Source organism: Chryseobacterium sp. SN22, assembly GCF_008329705.1.
In the GTDB taxonomy this organism is placed as follows: domain Bacteria; phylum Bacteroidota; class Bacteroidia; order Flavobacteriales; family Weeksellaceae; genus Chryseobacterium.
Genome location: NZ_VTSX01000012.1, coordinates 108,613 through 127,667, shown reverse-complemented (window position 1 = coordinate 127,667; position 19,055 = coordinate 108,613). Strand labels below are relative to the sequence as shown.

The window sequence follows — 19,055 nt, the reverse complement described above, 5'->3', positions numbered from 1 at the left end:
TTTATCAGAAAACGGCTTCTTTTTAAGGAGCCGTTTTTATCTTTGGAAAAAAATCAGATGTACAACCTATCGGACCTGCAAAATCAGTTTTCCAAACAGAAAATTAATAAAGCGAAAAAATTCAGCATAAGGGAATTTGAAGAAATTGAAAAGAACCGTTTTGTCTGTTTTATAGATGAAGAAACAGTGTCTTATGATGTAGGTCTGGTATTAAATCCGGAATCTGAAATTACCGGATATTCCTGTGAGTGCGGCAGTAAGGATTTTTGCCTGCATGTTCTGGCCATAGGGCTTTTTATGGCAGAAAATAAAACCGGCAAGACAAATTCACCGAAAGGTACGAAAAAGAAAATCTCTGAAGCGGAACTGGCAATGGAAGATCTGAATTCGGAGGAACTGAAGACCTGGCTGCTGGAATTCTTCAAAAAGAATAAAGACGCGGAGATGCAGTTCATGCTCAGTTTCGGGCAGAAGAAAAAAGACTTCTCGGAAGCCGAAATCTCGGAGCTTATTAAAAATACCGTTGCCTCGGTAGCAGGAAAAAGAAAAAGCCTTACTGCGCCGGAAGTTAAAAAGCTGGTTGATCTTCTTACAAAAGCGATTGAGCCGGTAGAGCAGTATCTCCTGCAGAATCCGGACAAAAAGGAAAGCATCAAAAAATATTTATGGCTGAGTGATGAAATTTCCAACTATAAGATTAAAATCTTATTTTCGGGCGTAAGGATGGATAATTTTCAGAAAAAATTAAAAGAACGTTTTGTTGCCCATATGAATACAATAAAAGATATTGACCTGTGGAAGGAACTCGCTGCCGAAAACTGGTATACCTTTTTGAGATGTAATGATTCCGTTTCGTTCGCTTTCTACAATTTTATCAAAGAACTGTACTATTCCGGAAGCCCGGAACAGAAAATGTACATTGCCGGATTGGTAAGAGGAGAGATCAAAATTTGGGAGAAAACCGGTTTCGAACTGAGAACTTCCGCTAAGGAGAATCTGTTGGAAATTATTGCCGAGAACGGCTTTTTTACCGAATTACAAAGCTACTTTCAGATTGAAAAATACCAGAATTCCTATAACCTGAAGGTAATCGGAGAACTCCTGAAAACCGATCGTAAGCAAGCCGAGAAAGTCTGTAAGATGATTATTGATTCCAATTCAAATGAAAGGTATGACCCGCCGTATTATGCGATCCTGGAAAAAATATATCTTGAAGAGGGCAGCCCTGCAGACCTGGCTCACATCAAAAGGAAAAGATTCTGGGAAACACTTTCCCTGGAAGACTATATTTTCATTGCGGAAAACGAGGCTGATGCAGAGGAATTCAAAAAGTTCAGGAGCAGGATGCTGGGTCTCCTTAAAAACTCTTTTTTCAGTTATCCGCAAACGTCGGATCTGTATTTTGGCATTCTGGACTATGAAAAAGACTACAAAAAAATGCTTGACGTTATGGACAGCAACACGCCGACTTCTGTCATTAACCTGTATGCTGAAAAATTATATTTAACCAATAAAAATAAGTTTCTGATGGCGGTGAGATCCCGGAATGAATGGAACAGTACGGAAGATGACGAAGAAGTACTGGCCGACTTCCTGGCTTCGAAATACGATGCCGGCCAACTGGAAGATTCTTTTGCTAAAAAATACTACGGTTTCGGATCACACCGGTTTTCAAAAAAAGTTTTAAAGAAAGCCGGACTTTCTTAAAGTGTTTTTTCCGGCAGTGCATCAATAGAATAGTCATCTAACGGATCTTATAATAATGTGGGTTCGGTGTAAATATAATATTTAAATATCAATAGAAATGGGCAATGTCATCCTGAGCCGGTATTGCTCCTACGGAGCGAGGAGGATAAAAAAACGGAGCCTGGTTTTCATAAGATCTTAATCGGTTATGATATTGAGCGGAGGAAACGTCCAGCATCCGGCATCTTTCTTTCAGCCTTTCAATCCCAAATATCAATTCAAAAAACAAAATTAATTTCATGTAGATTCTGTATGGAAAAACTGATATATTTGTCTTTCAACATTCAGATAAAACTATGGAAAACGTTTTTGACGCAAAAGATGCTCAACATTACATTGAAAGGATTAACAGGCTTACCCCGGAAACTCAGGGACTGTGGGGGAAAATGACGGTAGATCAGATGCTGGCCCACTGCAACGTATCGTACGAGATGGTCTATGAACCCGAAAAACACAAGAAACCGGGAGCTATCGCAAAATTCATCCTGAAAAATTTCGTAAAGCCCAAAGTAGTCGGCGAGAAAGCGTACACGCAGAACGGGCCGACGGCCCCGCAGTTTATTATTTCGGACCGTAAAAATTTTAACGAAGAAAAGAAGAGGCTGATCGGATTCATCCAGAAAACCCAGCAGCTGGGTACATCGGCTTTCGACGGTAAGGAATCTTTTTCTTTCGGAAAACTAAAGGCCGGGGAATGGAACAATATGTTTGCCAAGCACCTCAATCATCACCTTGCCCAATTCGGTGTTTGATATGACAAACTGATGCTATTATTTCCCACAGTTTTTGCCTTTTCGCTTTCTTTCGCACAAGTAAAGGAATTTCCGTTAAAAAATGAGGATTTCAGTTTTTTTTACTGAACGGCAAAACGCCTTTTTATGGTGAGATTTCCACGGAAAAAGCGGAAATTAAATTGCAGATTGAAAAGGCCGTCAAAAATCCCGATAAGCCTGAACAGTATTTAGTTTCGGGATATTCTGAAGCGGCAGGTGCAAAATCCGATTTTTCAGGGGAAATTACCTTCACCCGGAGATTTAATGTAAACCATGCGCCGGATGAGATGCTGGTATTTGCCGATTTTATCATGAAGGAATGGGGTTCCGGCAAACATTCCGGGATCTTTACCGGGAAAGCAAGGATGCAGATGGCCAGACTCATAACGAAGGACAGCCGGGCTACTGTTACTTTCAAAGGAAAATAGAAAAGCTATCAGGGGACGCTGGACTTCGAGGTCTGGTGGGCGAACTTTGTTCCGAAAGATATTTCCAAAGTGGTATTTAAATAAAAACAATCGATTATGAAAAAACTTTTATTACTTTTTGTCCTTCTTTCAGGACTTACCTTCGCGCAGATGCCGGATATTTCCAACGTGTGGCTGAACAACAGCAAAGCCTACACCGGCACTATCGGTAATCAGGATCAGGAAATCAAACTGAAAATCGATATTTCCGAGCAGAACAGGAAAAACGACCAGGAATATTTCGTTTCGGGCTATACGCTTGTGGACAAAGTCTATGCAAAATTTGAAGGGAAATTTACCATTACCAAATATAAAGATACCCGTAAAAAAGGGATTGTTTTCGGAGAATATGAGCTGGCGGAAGAAAACAAGGGAAAGCATTCCGGGATTTTCAAAGGAAAGTTCGTCTATACCTTCCGTTGGAATAAAGATACCGAAAAGGTAGAAAATCAGGAGATCGAACTTACCGGCGACTGGAAAAGCTATGACGGAACCATGGACTTCAAAACATGGATTAAAAACCGGTAGTTAAATAATAAATTGAACAGCAGCATGAAATTAGGAGCATTTTCAATCAGTTTAAGTGTAAAAGACCTTCAGAAATCGAAAGACTTTTATGAAAAATTAGGGTTCAGCGAAATGGGCGGCGCGATGGAGCAGAATTATCTCATCATGAAAAACGGAGATCACATCATCGGTCTTTTCCAGGCGATGTTTGATGGCAATATGCTAACTTTCAATCCCGGCTGGGACCAGAATGCCCGGAACATTGAAGTTTTTGATGATGTCCGCGATATTCAGAAAAAATTAAAAGAACAGGGGATCGAACTGTTAAAAGACGCGGACGAAACCACTTCCGGCGCTGAACATATTTACCTCAAAGACCCGGACGGAAACATGATCCTGATCGATCAGCACCGTTAACGATAAACTAAACTTTATCTAAACCTTAAAACAAATCATCTTATGGCAACAGTAAATGTCTACCTTACCTTCAACGGAAACTGCCGGGAAGCTTTCGATTTCTACAAATCGGTTTTCGGCGGCGAATATCCTTATATCGGAACTTTCGGGGAAATGCCTCCGGCGGAAAGCCAGGAAGTGAAAAAAGAAGACCGGGACAAAATTATGCACGTTACCCTTCCGATTTCACAGGAAACCATCCTGATGGGAAGCGATGCAGGATGTGATCACGCTGCCCACCTTGTTATGGGAAATAATTTTTCCATTTCTATCAATGCGGAATCAAAAGAAGAAGCAGACCGTCTGTTTAACGGACTTTCAGCAGGCGGTAGAATAACCATGCCGCTCTCGGAAACCTTCTGGGGTGCCTATTTCGGAATGTTTACCGATCAGTTCGGCATTAACTGGATGGTCAATTATGATGATCCTTCAAAAATGCAGCAACATCCTTAATCTAAAGGTATATTCCTAAACTGACGGGATTTTCAGTTTTATTTTTTAATCCCATTGTATCCATTCTGGCATGCAAATCATTATGGTTGTTGTTATTGATTTAAATTATTAAATTTGTTGGTAACGATAGATATGAATAATAAACAATGAGGAATACGGTTAAAAAAACGGTTTTGGGACTTTTTACGGTGGCGGCAACAGTTTTGCAGGCACAGAAAAATGATCTTGGCGCATGGTATATGTATTTTGGAAACAATAAAATCAGTAAAAAACTAAACTTCCACAACGAAATCCAATACCGGAATTTTGATGCCGTCGGAGACCTGGAACAGTTGCTGGTCCGTACCGGCATCGGGTATGACCTGACCGAGAACAACAATAATGTTTTGGTAGGATATGGCTTTATCTTAAGCAAGCCTTACGTAAACGGCGAAAAAACGGAAAATATTGAGCATCGGATCTTTCAGCAGTACATTACCAAACAGAAATTCGGAAGGTTCAATATCCAGCACCGTTATCGCCTGGAAGAACGAATCATGGAGGACGATTTCAGGATGAGGTTCAGGTATTATTTAAATCTGAATATTCCGATTAACAATAAGGAAATGCTGCCTAAGACGTTCTACGCATCGGTGTATAATGAAATTTTCCTTCATCTGGACAGCCCGGTTTTCGACCGGAACAGGGTGTATGGCGCATTAGGGTATGTCATTAACAAAAATATGAGGATCGAAGCCGGCTACATGAACCAGATCCAGGAAAATAAAAACCGCGGCCAGATCCAGATCGGCTTCTACAATAACATCCCGTTTACGAAAGATTAAGTACAATAACGTGTACCTGCAGAGAAACCAGATTGATAGGCTGGAATAGGGAAGCTGGATGCTGAAGTCTTTCCTTTTAATATAAAACCCCAGGAGTCTGTTTTTTATTAAAATATTCTTGAGTGGGATATGAAAATTTACAATAGAAAATAATTAAAAATAGGATCAACCTATAGATAAAAGCGGATAAACAGTTTTTTAGACTCTTTTTAATAGACGCAATCCAGATCAAATCGAACAGAATCTGTCTTTTTCAGCTGGGGAACAGGAATGTTTTTGACTTCAATTATAACCGCGATCAGTACAATTTGGTGAACCCGACGATGAAATTAGCTTGGAGGGATAAATTTTGCTAATTTTGGGGAAATTATTTAGAAATTCAATGAAAAAAAATATTTTAATAGGATGTCTGGCGGTTTTGATGTTGGCTTCATGCAAGGACGATAAAAAAGTACTCGATTCACTGGTCGACTACAACAATTCGATGATGGAAAAAGGCTACCATTTCGGCGATAAACTGACTTTGCCTAAGGAGGTGACGGAAGATGCGGAAAGCATTTCCATCAGCTTCGGCGATAAGGAGACCTCCAGCCTGACCATTGATCCGAACTATTTCACCCTGGGCGACAATGCAGTAACCTTTAATATTAAAACCAAAGGCGGCGAAACCTTAACCCAGGACGCAACCATCAACGTTTTTGCAAAGAATCCCGAACAGAAAATCAATTACGAAATCATAACGGAATATCCGCACGATCCCAAAAATTTCGTACAGGGATTCCAGGTGGAAGGCAATACGATCTATGAAAGTGACGGACAGAACGGTTCTTCACAGATCTTAAAATACACCCTTGGAACCACGACGCCTTTAGCCTCCACGAAACAGGCACAGGAAGATTTTTCCGAAGGAAGCACGATCATAGGCGACAAAGTATATCAACTGACCTGGCAGAGCAAGAAAGGCTATATCTATGATAAGAATTCCCTGAAACTTCTATCTGATTTCCCTTACCCGAATGTATTGGGTGAAGGCTGGGGACTGACGTACGACGGCAAGCACCTGATCGCTTCGGACGGAAGCAAGCTGCTGTATTTCCTGGATCCGGCAAATCCTTCCAAACTGATAAAATATATTGCCGTAGCCGGAAGCTCGCAGGCTTACGATCAGCTGAACGAGCTTGAATACCACAACGGATTTATTTATGCCAACGTATGGCAGAAACCGGTTATTTTAAAAATCAACCCGGCAAATGGGGAAGTGGTAGGAACATTTGATTTTACGGATATTGCCAAGCAGAATACCAAAGGCAGCGACGATGTACTGAACGGAATTGCTTTCAAAGGAGATAATATGCTGGTTACCGGGAAAAACTGGTCAAAAATTTACGAAGTAGCCATCAAATAACTAATTGATATTCTTAATGAAGAAAGGTTTTATCACGGGCTTTGCCACACTACTGCTGTTGGTTTCCTGTAAAAACGATAAAAAAATCCTGGATAGCCTGGCGGATTACAACAATTCGATGGAAGAAAAAGGCTATCATTTCGGGGACAAATTAAATCTTCCGGAAGAAGTGACGGAGAATGCCGAAAGTATTTCCATCAGCTTCGGTGATAAGGAAACCTCTTCTTTGACCGTCGATCCGAAGTTTTTTGAATTCGGGGACAATGAAGTGACTTTCAATATCAGGACCAAAGGCGGAGAAACCTTAACCCAGGATGCAACGATCAATGTTTTTTCCAAAACACCGGAGCAGAATATCCCCTTTAAAATCGTGGCGGAATATCCTCACAACCCGGAAAATTTTGTGGAAGGTTTCCTGATGGAAGGCAATACCGTGTATGAAAGTGACGGACTGGAAAAGGCTTCACAGCTGATCAGATATTCTCTGGGTAGTACAGCGCCAACGACCACTGAAAAACAGCCGGAAGATATATTTTCCGAAGGTATTGCCATAGCAGGGGATAAAATCTACCAGCTGACGTACCGGAACAAGATCGGCTTTGTATATGATAAAAATACCTTAAAGAAAATCTCGGAATTTCCTTTACCCAATGAATTCGGCGAAGGATGGGGGCTTACCTACGACGGAAAGAACCTTATTGCGGATTCGGGTTCCAATGACCTCTACTTTCTGGATGTCAATGACCCTTCAAAGGTCGTAAGAACAGTGCCTGTCGGCGGAAATAAAACAATTTACAACCAGATCAATGAGCTGGAATACCATAAAGGGTTTATTTACGCCAATGTCTGGCATCAGCCTTATATTTTAAAAATTAATCCGTCAACGGGAGAAGTGGTCGGAAAATTTGATTTTACAGAAATTACGGAAGAATATACGAAAGACGACAGTGAACACGTTCTTAACGGGATTGCCTTTAAAGGAGAAAATATGCTTATAACGGGGAAGAACTGGTCGAAGATTTATGAAGTGGCGTTTCAATAGTTAAAATCAGGTATAATTTCTGTTGAACTCAATAAAAATAGTAAATTGGTAGCGTTCCCATAAGGAACGCTATCATCGTAAAAGAATTTGAAAATACTCCATTTAATATTTGTCCTGCTTTTCTGTTCGGTAACGGCACAGAAGGCTCTTCCTTTAGACACGCTGAAGCTGAAGGATGCGAAAGATATGCTTGTTGATGATTACGGAAATCTGTATATCTATAAGAATAAAGAATTCAGCTTTGCAAAATACGACTCTTTAGGCAGGCAGATCGGGAAAATGATGCTTACGGTTCCTTATAAAGTGCAGACCGTCCAGAATCCCCTGAGCGTCCCGTTGTTTTCGGAGAATGCCCAGGAAATGAAATTCGTAGACCAGAATCTCAATGAAATCCAGCGGGTAGATTTCAGGCAGAAGTTCGGATTTATCAAAATGGCGTATGCCGAAGACCTGCAGCAGATCTGGCTCCTGGACGACAGTACCAAGCGCCTGATCCAGTACAATTTCAGGAACGACAATACCATCAATTCCTATCCTTTCGATGCCAGCTTCGATGATATGACGGACCTCCTGGTATATGAAAACAAAGTATATATTCTTACCCGGAATCACATGAGGGTATTTACTTTGAAATTTGAAAAAATCTTTGAAGCACCGATAGAAAACGGGAAACGCTTCCGGAGAGAGAATGAAGATATTCTTGTAATAACAGATAATTCGGTTTTACAATACATTCCGGAAAAAGAAATGGTTAATATTTTCGGGGATTCCGAAGCAAAGATTGTGGATAAAAATACCCTTTCTTATTTTGAAATCAAAGCCAACAACCTGTATCTTTACAGCCTCGAAAAAGCAAAAGAAAAGAAGCTTCAAAGTGAACCGGATCCTCTGCCGAAAGCGGCGGAGCAGGATGTGGAAAAATCCGCTGAAAAACCTGCAGAAACCAGCAGTCCGGAGCAGAAGCTGGAACAGAAAACCCAGGAGATTGAAAGCAAAAACCCTGCGGAAAGTTCCCTGCAGAAGCTTATCGAGGACAGTTCGCAAATCCGGGAGGCCGGCGTACAGTGAGTGATCAGACAACATTTAAAATATACTAAGGAGAATATGCATATTGCAGTTACAGGAAATATCGGAGCAGGGAAAACTACATTAACGACGATGCTTTCAAAGCATTACGGGTGGGATGCCCAGTTTGAAGATGTAGACCATAACCCTTATCTGGAAGATTTTTATGCAGACATGAGCAAATGGAGCTTTGCGCTTCAGATTTATTTCCTCGGAAGCCGTTTCCGACAGGTTAAAGAAATCAGGGAAAGCGGCAAAAACATCATCCAGGACCGTACGATTTATGAAGATGCCCATATCTTTGCAGAAAACCTCAACGATATGAACCTGCTGTCGGACCGTGACTTTAAAAATTATGAAGCGGTTTTCAACCTGATGAAATCGTTTGTCTCTGCACCGGATCTTTTGATTTATCTGAAATCCGATGTCCCTAATCTGGTAAAAAAGATCTACAAAAGAGGAAGGGAATACGAAGCGTCGATCAGCATCGAATATCTTTCCAAGCTGAACCAGAAGTACGAAAAATGGATTTCCAATTATACCGAAGGCAAGCTGCTTATTATTGAAGTGGATGATCTGGATTTTGTGGAGAAGCCGGAAGATTTCGGATTTATTTTAGAAAAGATCGAAGCGGAACTGTACGGTTTGTTTTAATAAAGTTTTACCATAAGGTAATCTTGGTAAGTTAATTGCTGCTATCGTTTTAAGACAAATTCATTTAAATACAATTACAAAGATGGTCGTGAAAGTTTTACACAACGGAAACTGCTCAAAATCAAATGCGGTTCTGGAATATCTCGATGAAAACGGGGTTCCCTTCGAGATCATCAATATCGTGGAAAATCCGCTGAGCGAGCTTGAAATTAAAACGGTTTTAAAAAAACTGAACCAAAACGTTTTTCATATCATCAGAAAAAATGAAAAGCTGTATCTTGAAAAGTTTGCCGGAAAAGACCTTTCAGAAGAAGAATGGATCAAAATTCTGGCCGAAAATCCATCGCTGATCCAGAGGCCGATCATTATTAAAGGTTCTGTAGCGATGTTGGGAAGACCGGTTGAAAACGTAAAATACTTTATTGATAAGTGATAAGTACCGGAATATAACTAAAAAGTCAGCCGGAAATGCTGACTTTTTGTTTTACAATAGAATCACGCCTTCTATCTTAGCGACTTCCTGATAAATATGAACGACCTGATTTGCATCCAGCACGAATGCATTGATGTTACAGGCGGTATATTTGCCGTTTTTGCTTTCTCGGTTACCGAGCGTAAACTTAATGCCGTCAAATACTTTATAGATCTCCGTCAGTTTAGCCTCGTCGGTAGGAATAATAAATTTAAATAAATAATCTTCCGGAAAATCGTGATGATCTTCCAGTTTCTCCCTTAAAGAACGGTAAAAGTCCTCAGGGCTTGCATGTTGATTTCCTTGTAATATGTCCATCTGCTTTTAATATCTCCATAAATATACTGAAAATTTTTTACTTTCCAAGGGCCCCTAACAGTGAGCTGGAGTTCTGGATTTCATAATCTTCAATAATATTAAATATCCCGTTTACCAGTTGCTCAGAAGCCAGCTGGCTCAGTCCTCCGGAATTCACGGTTGTTTTGCTCCCTAAAAGGCTGCCCAGGAAATTGCTTCCGGATAAGGCCGTGTTGATGCTTTTTACAATCCCGTACTGATTTAGCTGTTCGTCTACTTTCGGAGCGATGGCTGCAATCAGTTGCTGGGAAGTTTTTTCCTTCAAAATCAGCGTCGCCGTTCCTTTTTCTCCCTGGATGATTCTTGTTACATCCTGCGCATTCAGGCTATTGACTGCACCTACTAAGATCGGTTTTGAGATGTTGACGGTATATGCTGCGGCATCAGCAATATAGGCCCGCTCCTTGGCCACCAGCGAAGGGGCAACTCTTTCCAGAATCGTATTGATTTCCCTAAGCTGCTTTGGCAGGGCTTTATCAACCATATTGTTCTGTAAAAACGCATCCCGGTTGCTGTAAACATTTGCTCCTTTTTCAATTCCGTTCAGAAGCAGCCTCTTAATGATCGATAATCCCAGGTCAGATGTCGCCAGGGTCGTGCAGGACTGCACCGTGGTATTGATAACAGCTCCGGTTCCGATAAGTAAACCGGCAGCAATGATGTACTTTTTCATTGTTAGTGATTAAACTTTATTTATTTTCAAATAATGAACCAAATTTAAGATAGTGGATTGGGTTTAACAAATTTTATAAGAAATACGGATCTGAAAAACAGCAGCGGACAGATTTCTGTAATCGGATTAATAAAAGAAGTATATACTTTAAAAATATATTCAGGAAAAATTCAGGAGAGTCATCAGGCAGTCGTGAGATAAATAGTAAATACTTATTTCACCGGCGATGATGAAAATAAAAAGGCTGTTTCATTAGAAGCGGCCTTTTTTAAGTAAATTGTCTTATGCCATGTTTGTGATCCTACTATAATTCATTAACAGAAAACTCAATGAATTTAAGGGGTACCATGTTGTTTGATATCGTATTTAACTTTAAAGAGATTATTACAATATTTATCGTTTTAGTAACCATATCTATCAATAAGTACATACATATTGTTAATAATATAACAACAATAATTATGATAAGCTAAAAATATTAATTAATATTAATTTGTACATTGATTGATTATGTTGTTTTATTATAATTAAAAGTGGAATTATTATCCATAAATAAATAAAACATAAGAGTATAGCTTGAATAATTCATAAATTATTTATTTAATAAAATCATAAAAATTTTAAGTGAAATTAACATTGTTGAATATATTTTTATAATTTTGGCTAATGTCTTTTTTTGAGAACACGCAGAATGTGATCAGAAAAAGTATGAAAAGACTAAATTCCTTTTCATAAAAATTGATTGTACGAATAAATTTAAACTATATGAAACAACGTGATTTAAAGTATTCATGTCTCATCGCCGTACTCTACTTCGGGATGAATGTGAATGCACAAACAACGCCAAGAGATACTGTTGCGAAAGAGCAGAAGATTGAGGAGGTGGTGATGATTGGGTATGGAAGCAGAAAGGCGGTGGATAATACTACAGCAGTTAGTTCTTTGAAAGCAGAAGAGGTTTCCAAAACAAAAGTTTTAAATGCTTCACAAGCTATTCAGGGTAAAGTAGCCGGTGTTCAGGTTACCGCATCAGATTTGCCAGGTTCAACGCCAACCATATTAATTAGAGGTCTTGGGACTGTAGAAGGAAGCCGAGCTCCATTATATGTTGTAGATGGAATATTCGCAGATAATATTAATAATATCAATACGAATGACATATTAAGTTATGATGTTTTAAAAGATGCTTCTGCTTTAGCGATTTACGGTAACCGTGGTGCTAATGGTGTAATTATCATTACGACCAAAAGTGGTAGAGGAAGAGGAGTAACGGTGGAATATGACGGCTTTGTAGGAGTAAGAACGCCTTTACGTAAAGTAAAAATGGCAGGAAGTGATTTATTTAGTCTCTATAATAATATAGCCTCAAAAAAAACGCTTTTTTCTCAAGATCAACCAGTAAATACTGATTGGTTTAAAGCAGTAACTAGGACCGGCCTTTATAATCAGCATAATATCAGCATATCAGGTTCATCAGATAAAGCAAAATATTTTTTAAGTTTAAATAATTATGATGAAAAGGCTATATTAAGAGGAACAGATTATAATAGAGCGACAGTAAGAACAAATAATGAATTTAAGATATCTAAAGGAATCACTGTTTCACAAAATCTAAGTGTTGCATTTTCAAATATTACTCCAAAACCACTTGGTGTATTTACATCAGCTTATAAACAGTCACCTATTGTTCCCGTGCGCTTTGCCGATGGCCAGTATGGCGTTCCAATTGTAGGTGCTGATGGATTTGCTTCGCCTACAGGTAATACACAATTCAATAATGTAGGTAACCCTCTTGCACAATTAGAGCTGAATAATGAAAAACAGAAATCTATGCAAATGCAGGGAGGTATAAAATTGGATGCAAATTTATTTAAAGGATTAAAATTTACTTCTCAATTTAGTGGAGAATATTATAATTTTAAGAGTTATAATTTTGACAATGGAGTACGGTTAATAGGCCAGTCTGCTCCTGCTTTTAATAATCAGTTAACTAATCAGAAGGACGACTACTATAACTGGCAATTAACCAATTACCTGACATATAATACAACTTTTGCAGATATTCATGATATTGAAGCTACTTTAGGTACTGAAACTAGTTATAGAAGTGGAATTAATAGGATTTCTATGGTTAGACAAAATTTGTCTGTTAATAGTAACTATTGGAATTTAGATGGTGTTGATTATTTTGCAAATGGTAGTCTGACTAATTTAAATAGTATTGATTTTAATGAAAACAGAACGGTTTCTTATTTTGCCAGAGCTCAGTATAAATTGTTAAACAGATATTTATTAACGGCAACTATCAGGAGAGATGGATCTTCTCAGTTTACAGAGGGAAATAAATGGGGGAACTTTCCGTCATTTGGAGCCGGATGGATTATTTCTGAAGAAAGTTTCTTAAAAGACAGCAGCATTATCAACATGTTGAAACTACGAGGTGGCTGGGGAAGACTGGGTAATCAAAATGTACCTTTAAACGTTCCGACGCTGGCTTCCGGTGCTAGTTATAATTATTCTTTCGGAGGAGCTGTAAATGCTAACGGAACAACGAATAATCAGTTGCTGGATCCTAATTTGGGTTGGGAAATTACTGAAGAAACAAGTGCAGGAATCGACTTTGTATTATTGAATAGGAGGCTTAGTGGATCTGTTGATGTTTACAATAAGATAAATAAAAATGTTATTCTGGCTTCTCTGCCACCATCTCCTTCAGGAATTGAGATCTCCGGATATTCTCACTTAGGGCAAGTATCTAACAAAGGGGTTGAATTTAGCTTAGGATGGCAGGATAAAGCAGGTGAAGATTTCAGTTATTCTGTTAACGCAAATTATTCTTACAATAAAAATAATCTGGATAAAGTTTTTTCCAACGTCAATATTAAGCAAGGAGGAAGCTTGGGTAATGGTCAGTGGACAAAATATTTTGGCGAACAGGCTGTTGGTCAACCATTAGGAAGTTTCTATTTATGGGAAGCTAATGGTTATGACGCCAATGGAAATATTACTTATGCTGATACCAATGGGAATGGAAGAACAGGATCTCAGGATGCAGAAGACCGAAAATTCTTTGGTTCTTATATTCCTAAATCTACATTAGGGCTTAATATTGATCTAAGATATAAAAATATAGACTTAGCAGTTAATGGCTTTGGAGCATTTGGGCACAAAGTGTATAATGGGAAAAAAGCTCAGCGTTTTTCAGGCGAGAATATAGAATATGATATAGCTACAAACTTCTGGACACCTACTAATACAGGAGCTGCTAATCCTGCTCCTTTTAACGCTGTTCCGATTGCATCTACATATTACTTGGAATCCGGTGATTTCTTTAGAATAAATAATATTACATTAGGATTTAATTTACAGAAACCGGTTGAATATATATCTTCATTAAGATTTTACGTTAGTGCAATTAATCCCTTTATTTTCCAAAAGTTTTCAGGATTTAGTCCAGAATTGAATGGAAACGGAGATCCTTATGGTCTTACTGGTGTAGAATTAGATGCTTATCCATCATTACGTTCATTTGTTTTTGGCGTCAATATTAAATTTTAATAATTAAGAATTTATCATGAAAAAAAATATTATATTATTATCCATATTATCTTTAACTTTAATTAATCAGAGTTGTAGTAATGATTACCTTGATACGGAACCGACTCAACAAGTTGCATTACAAGATATTTTAAATGAGTATAATAGTAATCAAGGAGCTGAAAGTTTTGTAACATCTGTCTATGCAAAATATTTAGATTGGAATATAAGTTCTTTTGCATGGGTTGGTGTAAGCAGTATTACGAGTGATGATGCAGATAAAGGGTCTTCGCCGGGTGATTCAGGTTCTGATAAAGATGTTTTGGATGCCTTAACGTTCTCTTCGACTTCACCGTCATTTCAGGAAATCTGGGAAGGGCATTATCAGGCAATTAACAGAGCCAATCAGGCTTTAAAATATATTCCGTTATTAGATAAGGCAGATACCTCTCTAAAAAATAGACTAATAGGTGAGGCTAAATTTTTAAGAGCTTTTTCATATTTTATACTGGTAAGAAGTTATGGTGATGTACCATTAGTTGATAAAGTTTTTGAAAACTCAGAGGAAGATCGTACAATGGTTTTTACAAGAAGATCAAAAGCTGATATTTATGCTTTTATAGAAAGTGATCTGCAGGCAGCGATTGCAGCACTACCTGATAAAAGTGCCTATACAGGAAGCAATGCAGGTAGAGCATCGAAAGGTGCAGCTCATGCTTTACTTGCAAAAGTATTTCTTTATGAAAAGAAATGGCAGCAAGTTATCGATCACTGTGATCAGGTTATTGGTTACTCTTTAACGCCTAATTTCCAAGATATTTATAAAGTTTCAGGTGAAAATAATGCTGAATCTATATTTGAAATTCAAGGTAAAGGAGGAGCTGGTCAGCCTGGTATTCAACAATATTCCCAAATCCAAGGTGCACGTGGCGCCGGAGGATGGGGATGGGGTTTCAATACGCCTTCTCAAAGTTTAGTTGATGCATTTAATGCGGAAGGAGATACCGAAAGAAGAGACGCTACAATAATTTTTAGGAATTCCACATTATATGATGGAAGAGTAGTGCCAGCAACGGTAGAAAATCCATATTATAATTATAAAGCTTATTCTTCTGCTTATACGGGGGACAGTGATTCAGATGCCAATATCCGGTATTTAAGATATTCTGAAGTTCTGTTGATGAAAGCTGAGGCGATGAATGAGTTGGGACAGACTTCAAATGCTGCTAGTTATTTAAATCAAGTTCGAAACCGCGCAGGTCTTGCGAATACTACAGCAACGACACAAGCAAACATGAGAACTGCAATTTATAAGGAGCGAAGACTGGAATTGGCAATGGAGCATGATAGATGGTTCGATTTGGTTCGAACGGGACAGGCGCAAGCTGCTATGGCAGCGAACGGAAAAACTTTTAAAGTTGGAACTCATGAAGTTTTCCCTGTTCCAAATAAGTTTATTCTTGAAGCAAAAGGATTAGCTACACAGAATTCTGGATATTAATAAATAATTAAGTGTCTATAATGACAGGCTTAACAAGCTAGAATAAGACAATTAATATTATAATCTCAAAGGCCTAGAAATAGGCCTTTTTTTACAAATTGAATATGAAAAAAACAATTGTAACAATAGTACTATCAGGATTAATCATTAGCAGTTGCTCATCCGACGATTTATCACCCGGACCAGGTACACCACTGGGCGGGAATAATGGAAATACCGAAACACCTAATAATTATTCAGATGCTCAGCTTGTAGAAATGGTTCAGAAAGATGCTTTGAAATACTTCTGGGACTACGCAGAAACCAATTCGAAACTGGCGCGGGAAAGATACCATACCGATAATCCGTCTCAGGATGCCAATATTGTCACGACGGGAGGTTCAGGCTTTGGATTGATGACCATTCTCGTAGGGATCAAAAATGGTTATATTTCAAGAACGGAAGCGGTTTCAAGACTTACCACTTCACTCAATTTCCTGCAGAATGCCAGTCGTTTTCATGGAGCCTGGCCGCACTGGATCAATGGGATGAATGGGCAGGTGGTTCCGTTCAGTCAGTATGATAACGGCGGGGATTTGGTAGAGACGGCTTTTCTGGCGCAGGGATTAATCTGTGTAAGGGAATATTTTAAAACATCTTCCGATGCTTCGGAACTATTGCTTTCCCAAAAAGCTGATGCACTTTGGAAAGGCGTAGAGTGGAACTGGTATACCCAGGGTCAGAATGTTTTGTACTGGCATTGGTCTCCAAACTACAATTTCCAGATCAATATGCAACTGAAAGGTTTTGATGAAACCCTGATGACTTACGTAATGGCTGCTGCTTCACCGAATTATTCCATCAATAAATCCGTTTACCAGCAGGGATGGGCAAGAAGCGGAGGCATTAAGAGCGCGGGATCCCAGTACGGAAACCCTCTGATTGTTAATCATAACGGAGCCAATGGAACGGTTGGTCCGATGTTCTGGTCACAGTATTCATTTTTAGGATTGGATCCGAGAGGTTTATCGGATGAATACGTCAATTATGGCGATGCAACGGCCAATCACGCGAAAATCATGTACCAGTATTGTGTTACGAATCCCAAAGGATGGCAGGGGTACAATTCAAAAAGCTGGGGGCTTACGGCAAGTTATTCCAGAAATTCAGATGGTTCTACCGGCTATTCGGCGCATCAGCCGAATAATGATCTGGGCATAATCTCACCTACGGCGGCACTTTCAAGTATGCCGTACACGCCTGCCGAAAGTATGAATATGCTGAGGTTCTTATATAATGAAAATTACAATAAATATGTGGGCGTAGCCGGGCCTTATGATGCTTATTCCGTCCATTACAACTGGGTTACTCCAAGGTATCTCGCTATTGACCAGGGAACCATTGCCCCGATGGTGGAAAATTATAAAAATCAGTTCCTGTGGCAGCTGTTTATGAACGCTCCGGATATTAAGCAGGGACTCATCAAATTAGGTTTCCATTCAACACAGTATGGATTTTAATTAACCAAAAACTTTGTCAAGGTTCAAAGCTTTGACAAAGTTTTTCAAGAATTTTAATAATGAAGAAGATCGTTTTTACATTGGCGGTAACTGCAGCAATAATGTCCTGCAAAACCACCCAACTCCAAAGCACACCGTCCTCCAAAACCCAATCCGCAAAAACCAGCCTCACCGACGCCCAGCTCATGGACCTCGTTCAGAGAGAATCCCTGAAATATTTCTGGGACTATGCGGAACCCAACTCAAAGCTCGGCAGGGAACGGTATCATGAAGACAACATTTATCCGGACAACGATAAGCATGTAGTGACCATCGGCGGTTCCGGATTCGGGCTGGCTACGGTATTGGTGGGTGTGGAACGGGGATTTGTGCCGCGTAAGGAAGCAGTGAAACGATTGACCACCATGATGGATTTCCTGGCAAAAGCCGACCGTCACAAAGGGGCCTGGTCCCACTGGATCAACGGCGAGACCGGAAAGACAGTGCCTTTCGGGAAGAAAGACAACGGCGGAGACCTGGTGGAAACCGCATTCCTCACTTCAGGAATCCTGATGGTCCGCGAATACTTTAAAAACGGAAATGCCGAAGAAAAAGCGTTAGCCAAAAAATGTGACGAACTGTGGAAAGGCATCCAATGGAACTGGTACACCAAAGGCGGAGAAAAAGTCCTTTACTGGCACTGGTCACCGGACTACCAGTGGGAAATGAATTTTCCTTTGCAGGGGTATAACGAATGCCTGATCACTTACATTCTGGCGGCTTCATCACCTACGTATCCGATTGATGCCGAAACCTATTACAAAGGCTGGACGAGAAACGGGGCTTACCTTTCAGACAAAGAAAAATACGGGCTCCCGATGTACGTAAAACACAACGGCGCCGAAGAATATGGCGGTCCGCTGTTCTGGGCCCATTACTCCTACATCGGTCTGGATCCGACCAACCTGTCTGACAAACTCATTAAAAATTACTTTGACTTAAATAAAAACCAGGTTCTCATCGATTACAAATACTGCGTTGAGAATCCTAAACACTGGAAAGGTTATGGACCTAACTATTGGGGCCTTACCGCCGGTTATTCAAGAAACCAGGATGGAGGTGTTGGCTACGATGCCCATTTCCCGCAAAACGACCGTGGCGTGATTACGCCAACCGCAGCACTGAGCAGCTTCCCGTACACCCCGAAAGAATCGATGGACTTCCTGAAATTTTTGTATACCCAAAAACCTGAATTCATCGGATCGGCTGGTCCTTATGATGCCAATTCCATTCATTATGACAACTGGACAACCCCAAGATATTTAGCCATCGACCAGGGAACCATTGCCCCGATGATCGAAAACTACAGGACCGGATTTCTCTGGAAACTCTTTATGAATGCCCCGGAAATCCAACAGGGACTGAAAAAGCTGAGTTTTAAGTCTGAAAAATACAACATCAGGTAACCATTAAAATAATTTTTAGTAATTTGAAGCTGTTTCCCGCTTTCCGCTATTACTCCTCGCTCACCTTTCAGGCGCGCTGTGGGGTAGCCGCTGCAATCGGGGCTATAAAATACAATAGATAATCCACGTTTCCTTAATACAGGAAGTACGCACGGACAGAAGAACAAATTAAAAATAGC

General features: G+C 39.7%; 18 protein-coding genes. 16 read left to right on the top strand and 2 right to left on the bottom strand.

The features are described 5' to 3' along the window. Positions 1–57 precede the first annotated feature (57 nt). The 12 genes from FY557_RS09975 to FY557_RS09920 all read left to right on the top strand — a co-directional run bounded on the left by FY557_RS09975 (position 58) and on the right by FY557_RS09920 (position 9,825). The gene (locus FY557_RS09975; RefSeq protein WP_149247103.1) at positions 58–1,707 is read left to right on the top strand and encodes a hypothetical protein; all 1,650 of its coding nucleotides are present in this window, start codon (positions 58–60) and stop codon (positions 1,705–1,707) included. A gap of 335 nt (positions 1,708–2,042) precedes the next feature. After that, the gene (locus FY557_RS09970) at positions 2,043–2,498 is read left to right on the top strand and encodes a DUF1569 domain-containing protein (protein WP_149247102.1); all 456 of its coding nucleotides are present in this window, start codon (positions 2,043–2,045) and stop codon (positions 2,496–2,498) included. A gap of 161 nt (positions 2,499–2,659) precedes the next feature. Continuing rightward, positions 2,660–2,947: a hypothetical protein gene (locus FY557_RS09965; protein WP_149247101.1), complete on the top strand. Its 288-nt coding sequence runs from the start codon at positions 2,660–2,662 to the stop codon at positions 2,945–2,947. A gap of 96 nt (positions 2,948–3,043) precedes the next feature. Beyond that, the gene (locus FY557_RS09960; RefSeq protein WP_149247100.1) at positions 3,044–3,514 is read left to right on the top strand and encodes a hypothetical protein; all 471 of its coding nucleotides are present in this window, start codon (positions 3,044–3,046) and stop codon (positions 3,512–3,514) included. Between the two features lie 24 nt (positions 3,515–3,538). Next, complete coding sequence (locus FY557_RS09955) at positions 3,539–3,910, top strand: VOC family protein (protein WP_149247099.1); 372 nt, start codon at positions 3,539–3,541, stop codon at positions 3,908–3,910. A 42-nt stretch (positions 3,911–3,952) separates the two neighbouring features. Next, positions 3,953–4,402, top strand: a complete 450-nt coding sequence (locus FY557_RS09950) for a VOC family protein (RefSeq protein WP_149247098.1) — start codon at positions 3,953–3,955, stop codon at positions 4,400–4,402. Between the two features lie 146 nt (positions 4,403–4,548). Further along, positions 4,549–5,226, top strand: coding sequence for a DUF2490 domain-containing protein (locus FY557_RS09945; RefSeq protein WP_149247097.1), 678 nt, complete (start codon positions 4,549–4,551; stop codon positions 5,224–5,226). A 382-nt stretch (positions 5,227–5,608) separates the two neighbouring features. Beyond that, positions 5,609–6,631: a glutaminyl-peptide cyclotransferase gene (locus FY557_RS09940; RefSeq protein WP_149247096.1), complete on the top strand. Its 1,023-nt coding sequence runs from the start codon at positions 5,609–5,611 to the stop codon at positions 6,629–6,631. Positions 6,632–6,647: 16 nt separating this feature from the next. After that, positions 6,648–7,673, top strand: coding sequence for a glutaminyl-peptide cyclotransferase (locus FY557_RS09935; protein ID WP_149247095.1), 1,026 nt, complete (start codon positions 6,648–6,650; stop codon positions 7,671–7,673). An 87-nt stretch (positions 7,674–7,760) separates the two neighbouring features. Then, positions 7,761–8,741, top strand: a complete 981-nt coding sequence (locus FY557_RS09930; protein WP_149247094.1) for a hypothetical protein — start codon at positions 7,761–7,763, stop codon at positions 8,739–8,741. Positions 8,742–8,777: 36 nt separating this feature from the next. Further along, positions 8,778–9,392, top strand: coding sequence for a deoxynucleoside kinase (locus FY557_RS09925; protein WP_149247093.1), 615 nt, complete (start codon positions 8,778–8,780; stop codon positions 9,390–9,392). An 82-nt stretch (positions 9,393–9,474) separates the two neighbouring features. After that, positions 9,475–9,825: an ArsC/Spx/MgsR family protein gene (locus tag FY557_RS09920; RefSeq protein ID WP_149247092.1), complete on the top strand. Its 351-nt coding sequence runs from the start codon at positions 9,475–9,477 to the stop codon at positions 9,823–9,825. 51 nt (positions 9,826–9,876) lie between these two features. Here FY557_RS09920 and FY557_RS09915 read toward each other — a convergent pair whose 3' ends face one another. Next, the gene (locus FY557_RS09915; RefSeq protein WP_149247091.1) at positions 9,877–10,182 is read right to left on the bottom strand and encodes a DUF493 family protein; all 306 of its coding nucleotides are present in this window, start codon (positions 10,180–10,182) and stop codon (positions 9,877–9,879) included. A 37-nt stretch (positions 10,183–10,219) separates the two neighbouring features. After that, positions 10,220–10,894, bottom strand: coding sequence for a DUF4197 family protein (locus FY557_RS09910; protein WP_149247090.1), 675 nt, complete (start codon positions 10,892–10,894; stop codon positions 10,220–10,222). A gap of 765 nt (positions 10,895–11,659) precedes the next feature. Between FY557_RS09910 and FY557_RS09905 the strand changes: the two genes are divergently transcribed. The 4 genes from FY557_RS09905 to FY557_RS09890 all read left to right on the top strand — a co-directional run bounded on the left by FY557_RS09905 (position 11,660) and on the right by FY557_RS09890 (position 18,876). After that, positions 11,660–14,452: a SusC/RagA family TonB-linked outer membrane protein gene (locus tag FY557_RS09905; protein ID WP_149247089.1), complete on the top strand. Its 2,793-nt coding sequence runs from the start codon at positions 11,660–11,662 to the stop codon at positions 14,450–14,452. A 16-nt stretch (positions 14,453–14,468) separates the two neighbouring features. After that, positions 14,469–15,932 (top strand): RagB/SusD family nutrient uptake outer membrane protein, encoded by a 1,464-nt coding sequence (locus FY557_RS09900; protein ID WP_149247088.1) that lies wholly within the window; start codon positions 14,469–14,471, stop codon positions 15,930–15,932. Between the two features lie 104 nt (positions 15,933–16,036). Next, positions 16,037–17,431 carry a glucoamylase family protein gene (locus FY557_RS09895; protein ID WP_149247087.1) on the top strand — a complete coding sequence of 465 codons (1,395 nt, stop codon included), beginning with the start codon at positions 16,037–16,039 and terminating at the stop codon, positions 17,429–17,431. A gap of 59 nt (positions 17,432–17,490) precedes the next feature. Beyond that, positions 17,491–18,876: a glucoamylase family protein gene (locus tag FY557_RS09890; protein ID WP_149247086.1), complete on the top strand. Its 1,386-nt coding sequence runs from the start codon at positions 17,491–17,493 to the stop codon at positions 18,874–18,876. The last annotated feature ends 179 nt before the right edge of the window (positions 18,877–19,055 follow it).

Bases quoted from the DNA above. Each gene is read 5' to 3' on its own strand.
- FY557_RS09900 (WP_149247088.1), top strand. From the start codon at position 14,469: ATGAAAAAAAATATTATATTATTATCCATATTATCTTTAACTTTAATT.
- FY557_RS09935 (WP_149247095.1), top strand. From the start codon at position 6,648: ATGAAGAAAGGTTTTATCACGGGCTTTGCCACACTACTGCTGTTGGTT.
- FY557_RS09960 (WP_149247100.1), top strand. From the start codon at position 3,044: ATGAAAAAACTTTTATTACTTTTTGTCCTTCTTTCAGGACTTACCTTC.
- FY557_RS09975 (WP_149247103.1), top strand. From the start codon at position 58: ATGTACAACCTATCGGACCTGCAAAATCAGTTTTCCAAACAGAAAATT.
- FY557_RS09905 (WP_149247089.1), top strand. From the start codon at position 11,660: ATGAAACAACGTGATTTAAAGTATTCATGTCTCATCGCCGTACTCTAC.
- FY557_RS09915 (WP_149247091.1), bottom strand. From the start codon at position 10,182: ATGGACATATTACAAGGAAATCAACATGCAAGCCCTGAGGACTTTTAC.
- FY557_RS09970 (WP_149247102.1), top strand. From the start codon at position 2,043: ATGGAAAACGTTTTTGACGCAAAAGATGCTCAACATTACATTGAAAGG.
- FY557_RS09890 (WP_149247086.1), top strand. From the start codon at position 17,491: ATGAAGAAGATCGTTTTTACATTGGCGGTAACTGCAGCAATAATGTCC.
- FY557_RS09950 (WP_149247098.1), top strand. From the start codon at position 3,953: ATGGCAACAGTAAATGTCTACCTTACCTTCAACGGAAACTGCCGGGAA.
- FY557_RS09940 (WP_149247096.1), top strand. From the start codon at position 5,609: ATGAAAAAAAATATTTTAATAGGATGTCTGGCGGTTTTGATGTTGGCT.
- FY557_RS09910 (WP_149247090.1), bottom strand. From the start codon at position 10,894: ATGAAAAAGTACATCATTGCTGCCGGTTTACTTATCGGAACCGGAGCT.
- FY557_RS09925 (WP_149247093.1), top strand. From the start codon at position 8,778: ATGCATATTGCAGTTACAGGAAATATCGGAGCAGGGAAAACTACATTA.
- FY557_RS09920 (WP_149247092.1), top strand. From the start codon at position 9,475: ATGGTCGTGAAAGTTTTACACAACGGAAACTGCTCAAAATCAAATGCG.
- FY557_RS09955 (WP_149247099.1), top strand. From the start codon at position 3,539: ATGAAATTAGGAGCATTTTCAATCAGTTTAAGTGTAAAAGACCTTCAG.
- FY557_RS09945 (WP_149247097.1), top strand. From the start codon at position 4,549: ATGAGGAATACGGTTAAAAAAACGGTTTTGGGACTTTTTACGGTGGCG.
- FY557_RS09895 (WP_149247087.1), top strand. From the start codon at position 16,037: ATGAAAAAAACAATTGTAACAATAGTACTATCAGGATTAATCATTAGC.